Annotated in this window: 15 protein-coding genes; 9 read left to right on the top strand and 6 right to left on the bottom strand. The window is 73.2% G+C overall.

Features of this window, described 5'->3' with window-relative positions; translation table 11 throughout:
• The first annotated feature begins 56 nt into the window (after positions 1-56).
• Positions 57-362: a metalloregulator ArsR/SmtB family transcription factor gene (locus ABZ808_RS23340; protein WP_357010168.1), complete on the top strand. Its 306-nt coding sequence runs from the start codon at positions 57-59 to the stop codon at positions 360-362.
• 345 nt (positions 363-707) lie between these two features.
• On the opposite strand, the gene ABZ808_RS23335 is transcribed toward ABZ808_RS23340, so the two are convergent.
• Positions 708-1,169, bottom strand: a complete 462-nt coding sequence (locus tag ABZ808_RS23335) for a DoxX family protein (protein WP_357010165.1) — start codon at positions 1,167-1,169, stop codon at positions 708-710.
• A 773-nt stretch (positions 1,170-1,942) separates the two neighbouring features.
• Here ABZ808_RS23335 and ABZ808_RS23330 point away from each other — a divergent pair.
• On the top strand, positions 1,943-2,629 hold the full coding sequence (locus ABZ808_RS23330) for a DUF4232 domain-containing protein (protein WP_357010162.1): 687 nt from the start codon (positions 1,943-1,945) through the stop codon (positions 2,627-2,629).
• Between the two features lie 26 nt (positions 2,630-2,655).
• Here the strand turns inward: ABZ808_RS23330 and ABZ808_RS23325 are convergent, their stop codons facing one another.
• Together ABZ808_RS23325 and ABZ808_RS23320 are read right to left on the bottom strand one after the other, a co-directional pair.
• On the bottom strand, positions 2,656-3,552 hold the full coding sequence (locus tag ABZ808_RS23325; protein WP_357010160.1) for an ABC transporter permease subunit: 897 nt from the start codon (positions 3,550-3,552) through the stop codon (positions 2,656-2,658).
• Positions 3,552-6,416 carry an alpha/beta fold hydrolase gene (locus ABZ808_RS23320; protein WP_357010158.1) on the bottom strand — a complete coding sequence of 955 codons (2,865 nt, stop codon included), beginning with the start codon at positions 6,414-6,416 and terminating at the stop codon, positions 3,552-3,554. Before ABZ808_RS23320 ends, ABZ808_RS23325 begins: the two co-directional genes overlap by 1 nt.
• 373 nt (positions 6,417-6,789) lie before the next feature.
• Between ABZ808_RS23320 and ABZ808_RS23315 the strand changes: the two genes are divergently transcribed.
• From ABZ808_RS23315 to ABZ808_RS23285, 7 genes are read left to right on the top strand one after another with little or no spacing between them, the layout of a single operon-like run.
• Positions 6,790-7,986, top strand: coding sequence for a hypothetical protein (locus ABZ808_RS23315; RefSeq protein WP_357010154.1), 1,197 nt, complete (start codon positions 6,790-6,792; stop codon positions 7,984-7,986).
• Positions 7,973-10,612, top strand: a complete 2,640-nt coding sequence (locus tag ABZ808_RS23310; RefSeq protein WP_357010151.1) for a nitrate- and nitrite sensing domain-containing protein — start codon at positions 7,973-7,975, stop codon at positions 10,610-10,612. Before ABZ808_RS23315 ends, ABZ808_RS23310 begins: the two co-directional genes overlap by 14 nt.
• A complete protein-coding gene (locus ABZ808_RS23305; RefSeq protein ID WP_357010148.1) occupies positions 10,609-11,082 on the top strand; it encodes a roadblock/LC7 domain-containing protein in 474 nt (157 codons plus the stop codon). Before ABZ808_RS23310 ends, ABZ808_RS23305 begins: the two co-directional genes overlap by 4 nt.
• The gene (locus ABZ808_RS23300) at positions 11,079-11,558 is read left to right on the top strand and encodes a DUF742 domain-containing protein (RefSeq protein WP_357010145.1); all 480 of its coding nucleotides are present in this window, start codon (positions 11,079-11,081) and stop codon (positions 11,556-11,558) included. The genes ABZ808_RS23305 and ABZ808_RS23300 overlap by 4 nt, the downstream gene beginning before the upstream one ends.
• Positions 11,536-12,291 carry an ATP/GTP-binding protein gene (locus ABZ808_RS23295; protein ID WP_357010142.1) on the top strand — a complete coding sequence of 252 codons (756 nt, stop codon included), beginning with the start codon at positions 11,536-11,538 and terminating at the stop codon, positions 12,289-12,291. The genes ABZ808_RS23300 and ABZ808_RS23295 overlap by 23 nt, the downstream gene beginning before the upstream one ends.
• A 45-nt stretch (positions 12,292-12,336) precedes the next feature.
• Positions 12,337-12,870, top strand: a complete 534-nt coding sequence (locus tag ABZ808_RS23290; RefSeq protein ID WP_357010140.1) for a hypothetical protein — start codon at positions 12,337-12,339, stop codon at positions 12,868-12,870.
• Positions 12,871-12,906: 36 nt separating this feature from the next.
• On the top strand, positions 12,907-15,156 hold the full coding sequence (locus tag ABZ808_RS23285) for an AAA family ATPase (RefSeq protein ID WP_357010137.1): 2,250 nt from the start codon (positions 12,907-12,909) through the stop codon (positions 15,154-15,156).
• A 25-nt stretch (positions 15,157-15,181) separates the two neighbouring features.
• Here the strand turns inward: ABZ808_RS23285 and ABZ808_RS23280 are convergent, their stop codons facing one another.
• The 3 genes from ABZ808_RS23280 to ABZ808_RS23270 form a co-directional block, all read right to left on the bottom strand.
• Positions 15,182-15,691, bottom strand: a complete 510-nt coding sequence (locus ABZ808_RS23280; protein ID WP_357010134.1) for a GNAT family N-acetyltransferase — start codon at positions 15,689-15,691, stop codon at positions 15,182-15,184.
• A 140-nt stretch (positions 15,692-15,831) separates the two neighbouring features.
• Positions 15,832-16,728, bottom strand: coding sequence for a hypothetical protein (locus ABZ808_RS23275; protein ID WP_357010131.1), 897 nt, complete (start codon positions 16,726-16,728; stop codon positions 15,832-15,834).
• Positions 16,697-17,263, bottom strand: a complete 567-nt coding sequence (locus tag ABZ808_RS23270) for a DUF3618 domain-containing protein (RefSeq protein WP_357010128.1) — start codon at positions 17,261-17,263, stop codon at positions 16,697-16,699. The genes ABZ808_RS23275 and ABZ808_RS23270 overlap by 32 nt, the downstream gene beginning before the upstream one ends.
• Positions 17,264-17,270: the final 7 nt, after the last annotated feature.

Here is a 17,270-nt window from a genome sequence, read left to right as displayed (position 1 = left end):
GGCACCGACCATAGGAGCTGGTTCGAGGATTGTCGAACAACGGTTACACTGGTCACGTGGAGCTGCACGAACCGGACCTGACCGCCGTACCGGTCACCGCGGTGTTGGCCGCGCTCGCCGACGACGTGCGGCTACAGATCGTGCGAGCACTCGCCGAGGGCGGCGAGCACGCCTGCAACACCTTCGATATCGGCGTCTCCAAGGCGACCCGCAGCCACCATCTGAAGGTGCTGCGCGAGGCCGGCATCACCCGCACCCGGGCCGCCGGCACCAGCCGCTACGTCCGCCTCCGCCGTGATGAGCTGAACAAGCTCTACCCCGGCCTCCTGGACGCCGTTCTCACCCCCCGCCCGCCAGCCTGACGCCGCGCTGCCCCCGCCCGCCAGCCTGACGCGCCACCCTCGTTCGCCGGCCTGACGCCGCGCCGCCCCCGCCCGCCAGCGCACTCGCCGCGCCACCCTCGTTCGCCAGCCCGACGCCACGCTGCCCCTGCCCGCCAGCGCACTCGCCGCGCTGCCCTCGCCGCCGGCCTGACGCCGCGTCGCCCCGCCCGTCAGCACGCTCGTAGCGCCGGGCAGGTGGGACATGTCACCGGCGCACGCTATGGAGCTGAATCGTCTGCGACATCAGCAAAGGAATGACCCCTCGCCAGGCGCGCTGCCGGAGCCGCCCCATCGAGGCTCCGGCAGCGCGCGGCACGTGTGCGGTCAGACGGGTACGGAGCTGGGCTCGGCCGACGAGGCAGGTGCTGGCGCCGATGGAGAATCGGCGCGACGCCCGACGAGCAGCGTGTCGAGCGCCCAGGAGCCCGGCCCGAGCGCCGCGACCAGCAGGAACGACCAACAGAAGAGCGCCGAGAGCTCACCGCCGTTGTGCAGCGGCAGCAGGCCCTCAGGCTGATGCACGACGAAGTAGGCGTACGCCATCGAGCCAGACGCGAGAAGCGCGGCGGGTCGGGTGAAGAGCCCGACCAGCACCAGCGCGCCGCAGACCAGCTGGATCAGCGCTGCCCACCAGCCCGGCCAGGTGCCGAAGGGTATCGCCTTGCCGGTCATGGGGTTGCCGCCGAACAACCCGAAGATCGAGGACAGGCCATGCAACGCGAACAGCAGGCCGGTCACGATGCGGAACAGGGACAGGATCGGCCCGCCGAGCCGAGACAAGTTCATGAGACCTCCATCGACAGAGATAGATACCCGTCAATGATGAGGCAGGAAGGGATTGAAGTATATAAATTCCTTGCTAGTGGGAAGATCCTGGCCGAAAACATCTCGGAAAAGTGTTCGCGGCCGAGAGCCTTCCTAGCGGCAGATGCGTGGCACCCACGCCCCGCCAGCTGCACCTATGCAAGAACTTGAGCTGCACGCCCCACCAACTTGGCGTCGTGGGAGCGCTCCCGAACTTTAAGATACAGCCTGTTCAGTTGCCCGTACAGCTTGTTGAACTGCCCATCGCGCCGACCCGCGCCCGCCTCGACTCACCACGGCCGGCTTGTCGTCGTCACCCCACAGCACAGAATCAACCCGTGCCTCGCCATGGCCGCCGCGACCGGCCTGTCCGGGCAAACCAGCGCGGGCTGCGTCCACCCGCCGATCCGCCAACTCCCCCCGACCGACATGCGGGCCGCTACGGCTCGCAGACCCTGCGCATGCATGGTCAACTCCATATCCCCGATATTGGGGTGACCAGGTCGCGGGATGCCGCAATGTCGGCGAAATGGAGTGGATCAACAGACGGCGATAGGCGAGCAGGCGGGCGATGTCGCGAACGATTCAGCTCCAAAGGCACGCCAGGAGGGCCCGGACAGGCGGGCGGCAGGCAGCCGGCAGGCCAGGCAGCGGCGGGCAAGCCGGGCCGCAGAGGGACCTCGGGCAGGCCGGGCCGCGGAGGGATGCCGGGCCCTGGAGGGATGCCGGGCCGTGGGCAGTGGTGGGACGTCGACATGAGCGATGATCAGCGGATGATCTCGCACGACAGGGCAGCGCGGCGACGCATCGGCGCGGCGCTCGCGGTGGTTCTCCTGCTCGGCGCCTGCACTCCTGGCGACCATCGGGGCCAGGGCGGGGACGGCCGGACCGCACCGAGCCCGTCGGCGAGCGGCGACCCGCTGGCCGAATGCCCGGAATCCGGCATCCGGATCCGGGCAACCGGCGGAGACGCGGCCATGGGCCTACGTGCCCTCGGCCTGGAGCTGGTGAACTGCGGCGAGCAGCCCTATCGACTCAACGGCTACCCGGGGTTGCAGGTGCTGGACGAGGAGCGCCAGCCGATCGTTCTGCGGGTGGTCAACGGTGCGAAGGACATCACGATGGGCTTCGACCAGCCGCCCCACGAGGTCACGCTGCGAACCGGTGAGCGGGCCACCGCCGTGGTGCTCTGGCGCAACCTGGTCACGGATTCGACAGTCGTGGCGACCAATGGGGCGTACCTGATGGTCGCGCCCGCTGCCGGGCAGCCGGCCCAGGAAGTCGACCCGGAGGGGCCGATCGACCTGGGTAACACCGGCCGGATCGGCGTCAGCGCCTGGAAGAAGGCCGAGCCGTCGACGCCAGCGCCGACGCGGCCGGCCCCGCCGCCGGCGCCGAGCGCGGTGCCGTCCTCGGTGAGCCCACCCGACAGCCGGCTGTGAGACCGGCCGGCAACGAGATCAGCCGGCTATGACGTGATGTCCTTGCGGGTGAAACGCCAGAACGCCAACCCCCAGAACAGCGTCGCGTAGCTGATCGCGGAGATGCATCCGCGTACCACGTCGTCGGTCTGCACAGGGGTGGAGAGCAGCCCCAGCCAGGCCGTGCTGAAGTGGGTGGGCAGGAAGTCACGCACCGCGCCCAGGGCGGTGATCTGGTCCAGGATGCTGGACAGGATCCAGAGCAGCACCGCACCACCGACCGCGCCCAACGCGGCGTCCGTCGTCACCGACAGCAGGAACGCCAGCCCGGCCACCACCAGCAGGACGACCGCCAGATAGCCGAGCACGGCCAGCAACCGGAGCAGCCCCTCGGTGGGTTCCAGCTCGGCGGCGACCGTGCTGCGCAGCGGCGACCAGCCGTAGCGCAGGGTGCCGGCGAGCAGGGCGGTGCCGGCCAGCAGAAGCAGAGCCAATCCCGAGTACGCGAGCGCGACCACCAGCTTCACCGCCAGCAGCCGGGCGCGGGGCACCGGGATCGCCAGCAGGTAGCGCAGACTTCCCCAGCTCGCCTCACTGGCCACCGTGTCGCCGCAGAACAGCGCGACGACCACCACCAGCAGGAACGACGCCGACACGAAGATCGAGAACAGGGTGAAGTTGAGCCCACCGGAGGTGGCCAACTCGACCAGGCTGGAGAACTCGTTGCGGCCGTTGTCGTCGTCGCCGCCCGAGTCGAACTGGAACGCGATCAGGATGATCAGCGGCAGCAGCACCATGAACCCGAGCGCCAGCTGGGTCCGCCGCCGGGACGCCTGCCGGCGGAACTCCGCCGCGAACGGCATGGTGGCCGACGGCCGGTAACCGCGGGCCGCACCGGCCGGGTCGGTCACGCCCAGCGGCGTGTCGACGGAAGAGCCAGCCATCACCGGTCACCGCTTCCCCGAGAGTTCTCGCCCACCAGGGCGAGGAACGCGTCCTCCAGGCGGCGCCGGGGCACCACCCGGTCCACTCCGATGCCGGCGCGCACCAGCTCGGCCACCACCTCGCTGCGGGCCGTGCCGTTGGTGTCGACCACCAACTGCCCGTCGCTCTCCGGCAGCACCCGTACGCCGTGCAGGCCGTCCAGCACCGCCCGCGCCGCCGCCGGGTCGCTGACGTCGAACAGCACGCTCGGCGACTCGCCCACGATCTCCTCCACCGGCCCGGACGCCACGATCCGACCCTTGTTCACCACCACCGCGTGCGTGCAGGTCTGCTCCACCTCGGCCAGCAGGTGGCTGGAGACCAGCACCGCGCGGCCGTCCGTGGCGTACCGCTGGAGCACCCGGCGCATCTCGGCGATCTGCGGCGGGTCGAGCCCGTCGGTCGGTTCGTCCAACACCAGCAGCTCGGGCAGCCCGAGCATGGCCTGGGCGATGGCGAGCCGCTGACGCATACCGTGGCTGTAGTTCTTGATCTTCCGGTGCACCGAGTCGCCCAGTCCGGCGATCTCCAGCGCCGCGTCGAAGTGCGCGTCCTCCGCCGGGCGCCCGGTGGCCTTCCAGTACGCCTTCAGGTTGTCCAGCCCGGAGAGGTGCGGCAGGAAACCGGGCCCCTCCACCAGCGCGCCGATCCGGGAGAGCACCGGCGAGCCGGGCACCAGCCGACGACCGAAGACGTAGATCTCGCCTGCGGTCGGCTGGGTCAGCCCCATCAGCACCCGCAGTGTGGTGGTCTTACCGGCACCGTTCGGGCCGAGCAGGCCCACCACCTGACCCGGGTGCACCTCGAAGTCGACGTTCGACACTGCCACGAAGCCGTCCGCGTACTCCTTGCGCAGTGCGCGCACGGCCAGCGGCGTGTCCGCGTACTCCGGATGCACCGAACGGTCCTGGCGGCGGTGCCGGCGGCGGACCACGGCGACGACCACGACGAGCCCGATCGCGATGGCGGCGAGCAGGCCGGCGAGCACCCAGCGCCACACGGTCGCGGCGGTGGGGATCGGCTCGCCGCTGATCGTGGGCAGGCTGACCGCGCCGTCCGCCGCCACCGTGTAGACGGTGGGCTGGGCCGGCGTGGTGTACGCCTGGTCGGAGGTGGCGACCACCAGGCGCAGCCGGTGCCCGGCCTCGACGCGGTGGACGATCCCGGGCAGTGTCACGGTGACCGGGCGGGCGTCCTGCACCCGCTGCGGCAGGCCGGTGAGGCGGACCGGGGCGACCAGCCCGTTCGGCAGGGTGGCCGCGCCGTCCTTGTCGACGTCGTAGAGCTTGACGAAGAGCACCGCCTCACCCGTCGGCGACGCGGCCCGCAGGGTGACGGTGGGCGCGCCCGCCACGTCCACCGCGTCGGTCAGCGGCGTCGACTCGAACCGGGCGTGCTGGCCGGGCACGTCGCCGGCCACTCCGCCGAGCAGCGAGGCGAGCCCACCGGCGAACGGGATCGAGGAGATGGCCGCCGGGTTGCCGTTCGGCGGGTTCGCGATCGACTGGGCCGGGCCGGCGACCGTGATCTCGCGGCGGCTGTCGCCGCCCAGGCCCGGGTAGTCGGCGGTACGGAAGCCGGTGGCGACCAGACCCCGGTCGAGGGCGTCGAAGCCAGCGATGCGCGACCAGGTGAAGTCGTCGCCGGGCGCGTCGCCCTCGCCCTTGACGTAGTGGTCGAGCCACTGGACGGTCAGGAACTTCACCCGGTCCGAATCCGAACTCGGGCCGGCGCCGCCGTCGTGGCCGCCGGTGAACCAGGCGACCCGCACCGGGGTGCCGGCGGCGGCGATGCCCTTCGCGTTGGCGTCGGCCTCGCCGAGCGGGAAGAGGGTGTCCGCCTCGCCCTGCACCAGCAGCGTGGGCGCCTTGATCCGGTCCAGCACGCCCGCCGGGCTGGAACGGCGAAGCAGGTCCACGGCGGCCTGGTCGGCCTGGCCGGTGGTGGCGATCCGCAGGTACGCGGCGCACACGTCGGCGGCGAACCGACCACAGGACGGGTCGGCCGCGCCGGCCGGAGCCCCACCGGGACCGGTGCCCGGGCCGGCGCCCGGCCCCGGGCTGGGCGGGCCGGCCGACTCCGGTGCGCCCTGCGGCTGCTCGGAGGTGCCGCCGGAGATCCCGGCCGGGCCGGAACCCACGTTGCCACCCCCGCCGAAGAACAGGCCGGCCCAGCCCTTCTTGAACACGCCCTCGGTCGGCTCCCGGCCGGTGCTCTCCGGCAGGAACGCACGCGACAGGTCGTTCCAAGTGATCATGGGGACGATCGCGTCCACCCGGGGGTCCTGGGCGGCCAGCAGCAGCGCCAGCCCACCGCCGTACGAGCCGCCGACCACGCCCACCTTCGGGTCGCCGGGGGCGTCGGTTCGCACCTCGGGCCGGGCGGCCAGCCAGTCCAGCAGCCGCTCGGCGTCGCGCACCTCGTAGTCCGGGCTGTCCAGGTGGATCTCGCCGCCGCTGCGGCCGAAGCCCCGCGCGGTCCAGGTGAGCACCGCGTACCCGCGCCCGGCGAACTCCTTCGCGTCGGAGCGCACCGACTCCTTGGTGCCGCCGAACCCGTGCGCCAGCAGCACCGCCGGCACCTTCCGACCGGACGACGCCTCGGCCGGCAGGTAGAAAGTGGTGTCCAGGTCGACGGGCTCGTCACCGGACGGTCCGGAGCGGACGGTGAGCATCGCGCTCTGGGTGCGTACGCCCGATTCCCGTGGCCACACCGCCCAGGTGACGGCGGCGGCCAGCAGCACGACGACCGCCGCCGCGGCGATCACGCGACGGCGGGTGGGCAGGGCACGCCGGAACCACGCGGCCGGCGATGGCGATCTCATGCGGCACACGGTACGGCCCACAGCCTGAGCGCTGGCTGAGATCCGCCGTACGTCCGTCCGGTTGCCCCGATCGGTGATCGGGTGGGGTGCGACCGCCCATCGTCCGGCGCGTGCCAGTGAGTTGAGTTCGGATCCTGTGAATTCCGATCTTCCTCAGATATCCACCTCGATCCCTTCATGTCACACCCGCCAATGCCACACAGCGTGTCGACAACCCGGACGAATGGTGACATCGCTCGAACTGACGCGAACCTGACTCGCTGGCAGCGGCTCCACCCCGGCAGCGTCGATTAGTTTTCCGGTCCGGCGGACGGGACTCGTCGGCGACCCGCAACCGCGTCGATCCCCCACCCGACGCCGGAGGAGACACACCATGACAGTCCCCGCGCCGCGGGTCCGTCGACGGACGTCCATGATGGGTCGGCTGCTGCCGCTGCTGCTCGTCGCCGCGCTACTGGCACCGTTGGGTCTGCTGCTCGCCCAGAGCTGGCGGCACACCGGCGACGAACGGGACCTGACCGCCCGGGAACGGCTCGGCGTGCAGTACCTGCGCGCCCTCGCCCCGGTCACCGAGGCGCTGGTGGAGGCCCAGTCGGCGGCGGTCAGCGGCCGGCCCGTCCCCGGCGAGCCGCTGACCCGCGCGGTCGAGCAGGCCGCCACCGTGGACGCTCGCATCGGCGCCGAACTGCGGAGCCAGGAGCGCTGGGCCGGTCTCCGGGCCAAACTGGAGGCGCTGCGCGACCGCAGCCCCGCCGACCCGGAATCCGCCTACACCGCGTACGGCGAGGTCACCGACCTGCTGCTCGACCTGCACGACAAGGTGCGGGCGAGCTCCGGGCTCATCCGTGATCAGGGCGCCGACTCGTACTTCCTCCAGGACAGCGCCGGCGAGGAGTTGCCCGAGGCGGTGGTGGCCGCCGGCCGGCTCGCCGACCTGGGCACGCTCGCCAGCCGCCGGCCGGCCGCCGAACGACCCCGCAGCATGGTCGAACTGACCAGCCTGCGGGTGTCCGCCCTCGGCCCCGCCAACGACGTGGTGGACAACCTGCGCGCGGCGGTGGACAGCTCGGAGAGCACCGACCTGGGCGCGAACGTGCTGACCCCACTGGACGCCTACCAGCGGTCGGTGGAGGCGCTGGCCGCGTACTCGGCCCCGGCCCCCGACACCGGCGTGGTGGACCAGGGCCAACTGGCCGCAGCCGCGCTCAACTCGCGCAACGCCGCCCGGCAGCTCCAGCCGGTCATCCTCGGCGAGCTGGACGCCCTGCTCGTCGAACGGATCGACGGGCTGGACCGGGAGCGTTGGGTCACCGCCGGGGCCGGGACCGTCGCCCTGCTGCTGCTGGCCTGGCTCGCCACGCTGCTGATCGCCGCCGGTCGTCGGGCCCGACGCCGGGCGGCCGTGCTGCCCTCCGCGGACGTGGACAGCCCCGGCACCCCGCCACCGGGCGACCTCTGGCATCCGTCGGGTGGCACGGGTAGACCCGCCGACCAGCGACCGCTGCAACCCGTCGGCGCGGCCCAGAACCCGGAGATCGCGCACTGGGGGCCATTCGATGCTTCTCGGTAGGCTCCGGATCCGCGGCAAGCTCGCGCTCCTCGTGGTGATCCCCCTGCTCAGCATGGTCGGCCTCGCCGTGCCCGTGGTGCTCGACCGGGTGGCGGCCGCGCAACGCGCCAGTGACATCACCGACCGGGTACGGCTCGCCAGCCAGGTCGGCAGCCTGGTCCAGGACCTCCAGCAGGAGCGCGTCCTCTCGGTCGGCTTCCTCCTCGGTCGGGTCGAACGCTCCGAACTGATCCGCAAGTCCGTCGACGTGGACGACCGGGTGACCGACCTGCGGTTCGGAGGCGGCGAGGCGCTGACCGACGAGGTCGATCGTGCCCTCGACGGGGTGTCCGGCCTCATCGACCTGCGCACGGCGGTGCTGGCCGGGACCGCGAACCCGGGCCAGGTGATGGACGGGTTCGGGCCCGTCAACACCGCGATGATCGAATCGCTCCGGTTGACGATCGGCGTGGACACCGACACGTTGACCGGCCGCCAGGTGCTCGCCCTGGACGGGCTGCTGCGCGCCGACGAAGGTCTGGGTGCGTGCGCCACGCTGAGCGTGGTGGTGAAGGCGACCGGCACACCGCAGGCCAGCGCCCGGTACGTGGCGTGCGTCGCCGCCCTCCAGGTGGACAGCCGGCGCTTCCGCAGCCTGATCACACCCGAGCAGCTCAAGGTGGCCCTGCTCCTCGACTCGGCGGTCGCCGCGCGGACCAGCGCCGACTTCCTGGTGACAAGTGCCCGGGACCCGGACGGCGCGGTCCGCGACGTGCCGCTGGAGGTGCTCTTCCCCTCGGTCCGCTCGATGATCCGGCTCGGCCAGTTCGTCGAGAAGAAGCTGGTCGCCGACGTACTCGCCGAGGTCACCGCCGAACAACGGCGGGCGCTGACCGCCGCGTACCTGGTCGGCGGCGCGGCGGCGCTGATCCTGGCGCTGGTGGTGCTGCTGAGCGCGGCGGTCGCGCGGACGGTTGCCCGGCCACTGACCCGGCTCACCCGCTCCGCCGACCGGGTCGCCCGAGTCGCCGAGGCCGAGTTGGTCCGGGTCACCGACGACGAGGCGGAGAGCACCCAGTCGGTCCGGTTGGAGCCGGTGGACATTCGAGCCAACGACGAGATCGGCGACCTGGCCCGGGCCTTCGACCGGGTGCAGAACACGGCGGCCCAACTGGTCGAGCGGCAGATCGCGGGCCGGCGCAACGTGGCGCAGATGTTCGGCCACGTCGGGCGGCGTACCCAGAACCTGGTGGGTCGGCAGATCGCGCTGATCGACCGGCTGGAGCAGCAGGAGGCCGACCCGGGTCGCCTGGAGCACCTGTACCGGCTCGACCACATCTCCAGCCGGTTGCGGCGCAACGCCGGCAGCCTGGTGGTGCTCTCCGGTTCGGCCGGAGCCGACGCGCACACCGCGCCGGTGCCGCTGGCGGACGTGGTCCGGCTGGCGCTCGGTGAGATCGAGGACTACACCCGGGTGGACGTGCAGGTGCCGCCCGGCATCGCAGCCGCGCCAGCGGTCGTCGGCGACCTCGTCCTGGCGCTGGCCGAGCTGATGGAGAACGCCACAGTGTTCTCCCCGCCGCACACCCGGGTGCTGGTGGCCGGTGAGGCCTCCGACGCCGGTGCCAGGATCACCGTGGTGGACCGCGGCATCGGCATGACCGAGCAGCGGCTGTTCGAGGAGAACGCCCGCCTCACCCGACGGGAACGCCTCGACCTGGCGCCGACCGAGGTGCTCGGCCTCTTCGTGGTGAGCCGGTTGGCCCGACGCCACGGCTGGGCGGTGAACCTGACCGCCACCGTGGGCGGCGGGGTGACCGCACAGGTGGAGATCCCGTCGGCGTCGCTGGTGCTGCGCCGCGCCGACCGGGCCGGGGCCACCGTGGCCCGGGCCGCGGTGCCGGACCGGAGTCGACGCCCGTCCGCCGCCATCGACTCGGCTCCGAGTGCCCGCTCCAGCGCCGTCGTCGCCGCGCCGGCCAGCCTCGACACGGACCTGCTCAGCCGGGCCACCCGCAGCCTGGAGTCCGGCCAGTCCTGGGACGCGTTCGGTGCCCGGGAGCCAGCCGACACGGCGGCCACCGTCGACGCGGCACACGCCCCGACGGCCCTGACGGATACCAACGCCGGGCTGCCCCGGCGGCCGGCCCGGGGAACGGCGGGCGTCGGGCAGCCGCGCACGGCCACCGCCCTGGAGAGCCGGGAGCCGTCCGGCACCCCCACCGGCCCTCGGGTCCGGCAACGGGTGCCCGGGGCCAGCCTCGCCGCCGCCGGCACGCCGGTCGGGCCGGTCGACGCCACCAGCGCGGACCCGACCGCCGCCCGCGCGCTGGTCGAGGCGTTCCAGGCCGGTGTACGCCGGGCCGAGCAGACCGTCACCATCGACCTGCCCGCCACGCCGGACAGCACCGACCCCCTGGTGGTTCACACCGTCGGCCCGACGGAGGCCACACTGGACCGTCCCCACCTCAGCCGCCGGGTGCCCGGAGCGAACCTCACGGTCACCCCGCCCTGCCCGCCGACCAGCCCGCACCCCGGCGACCCGGCCGAGGTCCGCAACCTCATCACCGAGTTCGAGGCGGGCGTCGCCCGCGCCCTCCGTGAAGTCAGCCCAGACCGCCGGAACGAAGAAGGATCATCACGGTGACCAGCCCCTTCCTGCACGAGAACGTCGACCACCAGAGCCAGCCCGCCGCCGGGGACCTCAGCCCCGAGGCTCGCACCTTCAACTGGCTGCTCGACTCGTTCACCTCCAGCACCGCCGGGGTGCTGGAGGCGATCGCCGTCTCCTCGGACGGGCTGCTGATGGCCATGTCGGCCATCAAGGACCGGTCCAACGCCGAGCGACTGGCCGCCGTGGTCTCCGGCATGACCAGCCTCGCTGGCGGGGCGGCCAGTTGGTACGCGCTCGGCGGCCTGAACCGGGTGATCGTCGACATGGCCGACGGCTACCTGTTGATCAGCGCGATCAGCAGCGGTTCCGTGCTCGGCGTCGTCGCCGACCGGTCGGCCAACCTGGGCACCGTCGCGTACGAGATGACGCTCTTCGCGGGGCGGGCCGGTGGGGCGCTCACCCCGCGGCTGATCGTCGAGCTGAAGAACGCCGTCCAGCAATGACCCCGGAGGTCGCCGGCGAGGATCCGGACCCGGAGCCGCGGGTCCGGATCCGCCCCTACCTGCGCACGCCGCACCCGGGTGGGGGCGGCACGCCGGCGGCGCCGGAGCCGGAGCCGGAGGACGGCCGTCCGGCGGGTCCACGACCGTTCGTGCTCACCTCCGGACGGGTGGAGAGCGTGGACCCGGCGATCGGGCTGGAGACGCAGGTGACCCTGCGCGCCGACGACGGTCGGTGGACCGGCACGTCGACCGCCCTGCTGGCGCCGGAGCTTCAGGCGATCATCGCGCTCTGCGCCGAGCCGATCTCCGTGGCCGAGTTGTCGGCCCGGACCCGGCTGCACTTCGGCGTGACCCGGGTGCTGGTCGGCGACCTGCGGGCCGCCGGGCACCTGGACGTGCACGTCACCGACGGCAACGACGCCTTCAACCCCGACCTCATCCTGCGAGTGATTGATGGACTTCGTGCGATCTCCTGAATGGCCGGTCGCCCCGATCGGGGGGCTCGCCGGCAACAGCGCCGCCGCCCGTTACGGCACGCCGCCGGGCACCGACCCGGCGCTCGGGCGCCCCGGCCCGCCGCCGACCGCGCCGCCACCGCCCTACCGGCCCCAGGCGGGTGCCGGGCCGACGCCGCCGTCCGGCCGGCCGCCGGTGGCGCCACCGGTACCGGTCAAGATCCTCGTTGCCGGCGGGTTCGGGGTGGGTAAGACCACCACCGTGGGGGCGATCTCCGAAATCGCTCCGCTGACCACCGAGGCCGAGATGACCAGCGCGGGGATCGGCGTGGACGATCCGGGCATCCGCTCGACCAAGACCACCACGACGGTGGCGATGGATTTCGGTTGCGTGACCATCGACCGCAGTCTGAAGCTCTACCTGTTCGGTACGCCGGGGCAGGCCCGGTTCGGCTTCATGTGGGACGACCTGGCCCGGGGCGCGCTCGGCGCGCTGGTGGTGGTCGACAGCTCACGGCTCGACGACTGCTTCCCGGCGATCGACTTCTTCGAGCAGGCCGGTTTGCCGTTCGTGGTCGGCGTCAACGCGTTCGACGGGCGGCTGGCCCTGGAGTTGAGCGAGATCCGCTGGGCGCTGGCCATCGGTGACCACGTGCCGTTGGTGCAGTTCGATGCCCGGGATCGACTCTCGGTGCGGGACGCCCTGTTGGTCGTCCTGGACCGCGCGTTGGACCGGGCGACCCGAGACAGGTAGGGCCTGAGCCGACCGGCTCCGGCCGTGGCGGGAAGGGGTGATCTGGTGAGGGGCGACCTGGACGAGACGCTGGCCCGACTGGCCCGGCGCGAGGAAGCGCTGCGCCGGCGGACCAGCGATCGTGACGACACCGCACCGCCGCCGGCTCCGGTCGGTGGCCCGGAGCACAGCTCGGGCGGGCGCGCCGACGCCCACAACGCCGGGCCGGGCCGCCACGACGCGCGACACGCTGGCCGGGACGACCCCGCCGACGTCGCCGGGTGGGGTCCGGTCGAGGCCGTGGCCGAGGCAGTCCGCGAGGTCGTCGGCGCTCACCCCGGGCTCGCGGTGACCGTGCACGTCGAACACGACGGTCGGACGTACCCGCTGCGGGTCCACTGGGACGGCCAGGACGTCACGGTCGGCCCGGAACCGTCGGCGGCCCCGGTGGATCCTCCGCCGGCCTGGCCGCTGTCCGGCCGGACGGTGGCGGGCTGGACGCCCGGCCCGGACGGGTTGACGCCGGACCCGGCGGCCCGCCTGGCGGAGCTGATCCGGCGGGACCCGACGCTGCTGGACGAGCTGGATCCGCGGCGCTGATCGCCGAGACTGGCCGTCGGCGGCTACGGTCGGGCGGTGGCGCAACCCGACCTGACTCTGATCGCGAGCCTGCGGCCCGCGGCGCTGGATGCCCGACGGGGCATCGTACGGCTGCACCCGGAGGCGCTGACGGCGCTGGGGCTGCGCCCCGGCGACCCGGTCCGGTTGGCCGGCCGGCGGGAGACCGCCGGGATCGTCGCGGCGGCCGGAGCGGGAGCGAGCAGTGCCCTGCTGTACGCCGACGACCTGACCCTGGGCAACCTGGGGCTGCGTGACGGCGGCCAGGTGCGGGTGTCGCCGGTGCCGCTGACCCCGGCGGGCCGGGTCACCCTGGCCGGGCCGGTGGAGGTGGTCGCGGCGGTCAGCCCGGAGATGCTCCGACTGGCCCTGCTGGGCAAGGTGCTCACCGCCGGCGATGACGTGTCGCTACTGCCACAGGACGTGCTGCCGGACGCCTCGGTGCGCAGCCTGGTCGAGGCGGCCCGCCGCAGCCTCTCCACCACGATCGGCTTCGCCTGGACGAGCACCCTGCTCAGCGTGGTCGCCGTCGAGCCGTCCGCCGGGTCGCTGGTCACCATGGACACCCTGGCCGGCTGGGAGCACGGCCGCGCCACCCACGGCCCGGCCGCCGGCCGGCTCTCCGCCCCGGCCGATGTCGCCCCGGCCCGGCGGGGCGCGACAGCTCCCCCGCCGGAGGCGGCCGTCGACGCCCTCGACGTGACCGACGCGCCCGACGTGGACGAGCTGCCCGGGCTGCGGGCCCAGGCCGAGGAGCTGACCGAGCTGCTGGACCTCGGCTTCCACCATCGGGAGGTGCTGGGCCGGCTGGGCACCACCATCTCGCTGGGCGTGCTGATCGGCGGGCCGGCCGGCTCCGGCAAGTCGGCGCTGGTCCGGGCCGTCGCGGCCCGGGTGGGTGCCCGCGTACACCCGCTGTGGGCGCCCGAGGTGGCCGCGTTGAGCAACCAGGCCGCCGCCGACCGGCTGCGGGCCACGGCGACGGCGGCCCGCGCCGCCGGGCCGGCGGTGCTGCTGGTCACCGACCTGGAGGCGCTCGCCCCGGCGGACGAGCCCGGCCCGCTGGCGACGGTGTTCCGGCAGGTGCTCGCGGAGAGCGTCCGGGCTGGCGTCGCCGTGGTCTGCACCACCAGCCGGCCGGAGGCGGTCGACCCGGCGCTGCGCGCACCCGACCTGCTGTCGCTGCGGATCAGCATCCCGCTGCCCGACCCGGCGCTGCGCCGCGAGCAACTCGGCGTGCTGACCCGGCAGGTGCCGCTCGCCGACGACGTCCGGCTGGACGAGGTGGCCGGGCGTACCCCCGGGTTCGTCGCGGCGGATCTGGCCGCGCTGGTCCGGGAGGCCGGGGTACGCGCCGCGCTGCGACAGAAGTCCGCCGAGACGCCGACGGTGTCGATGGCCGACTTCACCGCTGCCCTGGAGGTGGTCCGGCCCACGACGATGGCCGCGTCGACTCTGGAGCTGGCCTCGGTGACTCTGGAGGACGTCGGTGGCCTGGACGAGGTCAAGCAGACGTTGACCGAGTCGGTGCTCTGGCCGCTGACCTACCCGGACACCTTCGCCCGCCTCGGCGTGCAACCGCCGCGCGGTGTGCTGCTCTACGGCCCGCCCGGCTGCGGCAAGACGTACCTGGTGACAGCCCTGGCCGGGACGGGACGGGCGAACGTGCTCTCGGTCAAGGGCGCGGAGTTGCTCTCCAAGTGGGTGGGCGAGAGCGAACGCGCCGTACGGGAGTTGTTCCGCCGTGCCCGCGAGGCGGCGCCGACGCTGATCTTCCTGGACGAGATGGACGCGCTGGCACCGGTACGCGGCCAGGCCACCGACGGGGGCACCACCGACCGGGTGGTCGCCGCGCTGCTCACCGAACTGGACGGGGTGGAGACCCTGCGCAACGTGGTGGTCATCGGCGCGACGAACCGGCCGGACCTGGTCGACCCGGCGCTGCTGCGACCGGGCCGGTTGGGGCGGCTGATCTACGTGCCGCCGCCGGACGGGGCGGCACGCGCGGAGATTTTGCGGGCCGCCTCCCGACACGTGCCGCTCGCGCCGGACGTCGACCTGGCCGCCCTCGGCGAGGAGCTGACCGGCTTCTCGGCGGCGGACTGCGCGGCGCTGGTCCGGGAGGCGGCGCTCGCGGCGATGCGGGAGTCGCTGGCCGCCGCCACCGTCACCGCCGCGCACGTGGCCACCGCGCGGGATCGGGTCCGCCCGTCGCTGGACCCGGCCCAGGTGGCCTGGCTCGCCGGGTACGCGGCCGAGCGGGCGTGACCGGCTCGGCGGGTCACACGGGCTGTCAGAGCGCGGGTGGCGTCGAATCGAGGCAGATCTCGGCGTACACCTTCCCGCCGTCCTCGCGCAGTTTCGCACCACACTTCTCAAGTACGGCGACCGCGCCCGCATTGTCCCGCGTGGTCTCGGCCACCACGAACCGCATGCCGGCCCCGGCGGCGGCGTTGAGCAACCCGCGCAGGGCGGCCGCGCCGATCCCCTGCCCGCGCGCCGAGCGGCCCAGCCAGATGCCGGTCTCCACCGTGCCGGGATCGTCACAGCGAGTCATCCGGACCATTCCCAGCACCTCGCCGCCGACGAGGATGGCGTACATCTGCGAGCCGGTCGGGCCGTCCAGGCCGCCGAAGCTTGCCCGGTGGTAATCCCGGAACGCTTCCCGGCGGGCGAGCGACCAACCGGCGGGAGCCTCGACCGGGGGCATCACGTCATCGGGTTCGGCTTCAGCAGCCGCTACTGAGAGCAACGACTCGAGGTTCCGCTCGTCCACCGGCTCCAGCCGGACCGCACCTGGCACGTGCCGCAGTCTGCCGTCCTCATCGGCCGAAGTCCACCCCATTGGGCTTGCACTGGCGGTCCGGCCACCGGTACCGGCCGGTCGGACGCTTGAGTGTTCCTCCTCACGCTCCGTCGTCACCCGTCGGGATGGCCCGATGCTCAGGCGGTCAGCCCGAACTCACAGAACACCACCGACGCGTCGTCGGTGGACTTGTGCCGGCGCAGCCGATCCGGGTGGTCGCGCTCGGCGACCCGGACCCGGTCGAGCAGCGCCGCCGGCCCGTCGGCGCTCAACTGGTCCATGAGCCCCGGCCAGTCGGTCAGCCCGAACTGCTCGACCGCGCTGGACGCGCCGTCGCTGAGCAGCGCCGCCCGCCGCAGAGCCCTCGGGCCCTGCCGGGGCGCCGACCCGGTCACCGCGTGGAAGGCCGCGTCGGGGTCGGCCGCCGCGACCCAGTAGCCGTGGGTGCGGTTCATCCGCTCCCGCTGTACGCCGACCGCGTGCCGGAACCGGGTGACCGGGTCCGACGCCCCGGCCGGCACCATGGCGACCGTCTGCCGCAGCTCGGCCATCGCCACGTCCAGCCGATCGTCGGTGACCACGCTGATGTGCCCGCCCTCGTCGAGCACCAGCGGGCTGTCGCAGAGCACCAGGTAGTCCACCTGGTCGCCGCAGTCGCGCAGCAGGCACACGGTGCTGGACGGGGTGCCGGGATGGTCGAGGTCGCACTGCCCGCCGTGGTCGGCGCGGACGGCGAGGATGGCCGCGGCCAGGTTGCTGGTCAGGCGGGCCGCCGGACGCACCGCCTCGGCCACCGCGATCCGGGCGGCCAGGTGCCGGACGTACCACTCCGGCCCGTGCACACAGCCGGTGTCGAAGCCCTCCGGCACTGTCGCGCCGTCCAGGACGCCGACCAGCGGGCCGAACTGGAAGACGAGATCTTCGTTGACCGGGCGACCGGGGGCCGGCGCGGACGCGGAACGGACCCGCATCACCGGCGCCGACCCCGCCTGGCCGAACGGGTCACCGCTGCCGGATGTCGTCGACGGCGGCATGCGCCTGCCCCTGTACCTGTCCGGCGGAGGACCGGCCCTGCTCCCGGACTGCCGACATCCCCTGTTCGGCGGACGACCGCACCGACTGCGCCGCCTGCTGCGCGGGCTCCCGCATGTTGTCCCGGACCTGGTGGCCCACCTGGCTCGCCTGTTCGCGCAGCTCACCGGAGTGTTCGCTCACCATGCTGCGGGCCCGGCCGGCCAACTGCCGCTCCCGCCCGCTCGGCGGGACCAGGGACGCGGCCAACAGCCCGACCCCGAAGGCGACCACCCCTGCCGCGAGTGGGTTGCCCTGCGCCTCGTCGCGTACCGAGCTGGCCATGTGCGACATCCGCTCGCTGGACTGCTGAGCATTGTGGCTCGTGCTGCCCATCACCTTCTCCTTCGCTCGGGTGAGCGCGCCGCGGGCCTCGCCCACGCGGTCACCGGCGATCCGACGCGGGTTCACCCTGTCGGTCAGCGCGTCGACATCATTGCTCAACTCGTTGCGGGTCGTCTCGATCTCCCGCCGGATCCGATCCGGATCACTGGACATGATCTGC

Source organism: Micromonospora sp. NPDC047527 (genome assembly GCF_040643015.1).
GTDB lineage: Bacteria > Actinomycetota > Actinomycetes > Mycobacteriales > Micromonosporaceae > Micromonospora.
The sequence above is the reverse complement of the archived record's forward strand: the minus strand, read 5'-3'. Positions and strand labels throughout refer to the sequence as shown.

Bases quoted from the DNA above. Each gene is read 5' to 3' on its own strand.
- ABZ808_RS23335 (WP_357010165.1), bottom strand. From the start codon at position 1,169: ATGAACTTGTCTCGGCTCGGCGGGCCGATCCTGTCCCTGTTCCGCATC.
- ABZ808_RS23330 (WP_357010162.1), top strand. From the start codon at position 1,943: ATGAGCGATGATCAGCGGATGATCTCGCACGACAGGGCAGCGCGGCGA.
- ABZ808_RS23325 (WP_357010160.1), bottom strand. From the start codon at position 3,552: ATGGCTGGCTCTTCCGTCGACACGCCGCTGGGCGTGACCGACCCGGCC.
- ABZ808_RS23320 (WP_357010158.1), bottom strand. From the start codon at position 6,416: ATGAGATCGCCATCGCCGGCCGCGTGGTTCCGGCGTGCCCTGCCCACC.
- ABZ808_RS23315 (WP_357010154.1), top strand. From the start codon at position 6,790: ATGACAGTCCCCGCGCCGCGGGTCCGTCGACGGACGTCCATGATGGGT.
- ABZ808_RS23310 (WP_357010151.1), top strand. From the start codon at position 7,973: ATGCTTCTCGGTAGGCTCCGGATCCGCGGCAAGCTCGCGCTCCTCGTG.
- ABZ808_RS23300 (WP_357010145.1), top strand. From the start codon at position 11,079: ATGACCCCGGAGGTCGCCGGCGAGGATCCGGACCCGGAGCCGCGGGTC.
- ABZ808_RS23295 (WP_357010142.1), top strand. From the start codon at position 11,536: ATGGACTTCGTGCGATCTCCTGAATGGCCGGTCGCCCCGATCGGGGGG.
- ABZ808_RS23275 (WP_357010131.1), bottom strand. From the start codon at position 16,728: ATGCCGCCGTCGACGACATCCGGCAGCGGTGACCCGTTCGGCCAGGCG.
- ABZ808_RS23270 (WP_357010128.1), bottom strand. From the start codon at position 17,263: ATGTCCAGTGATCCGGATCGGATCCGGCGGGAGATCGAGACGACCCGC.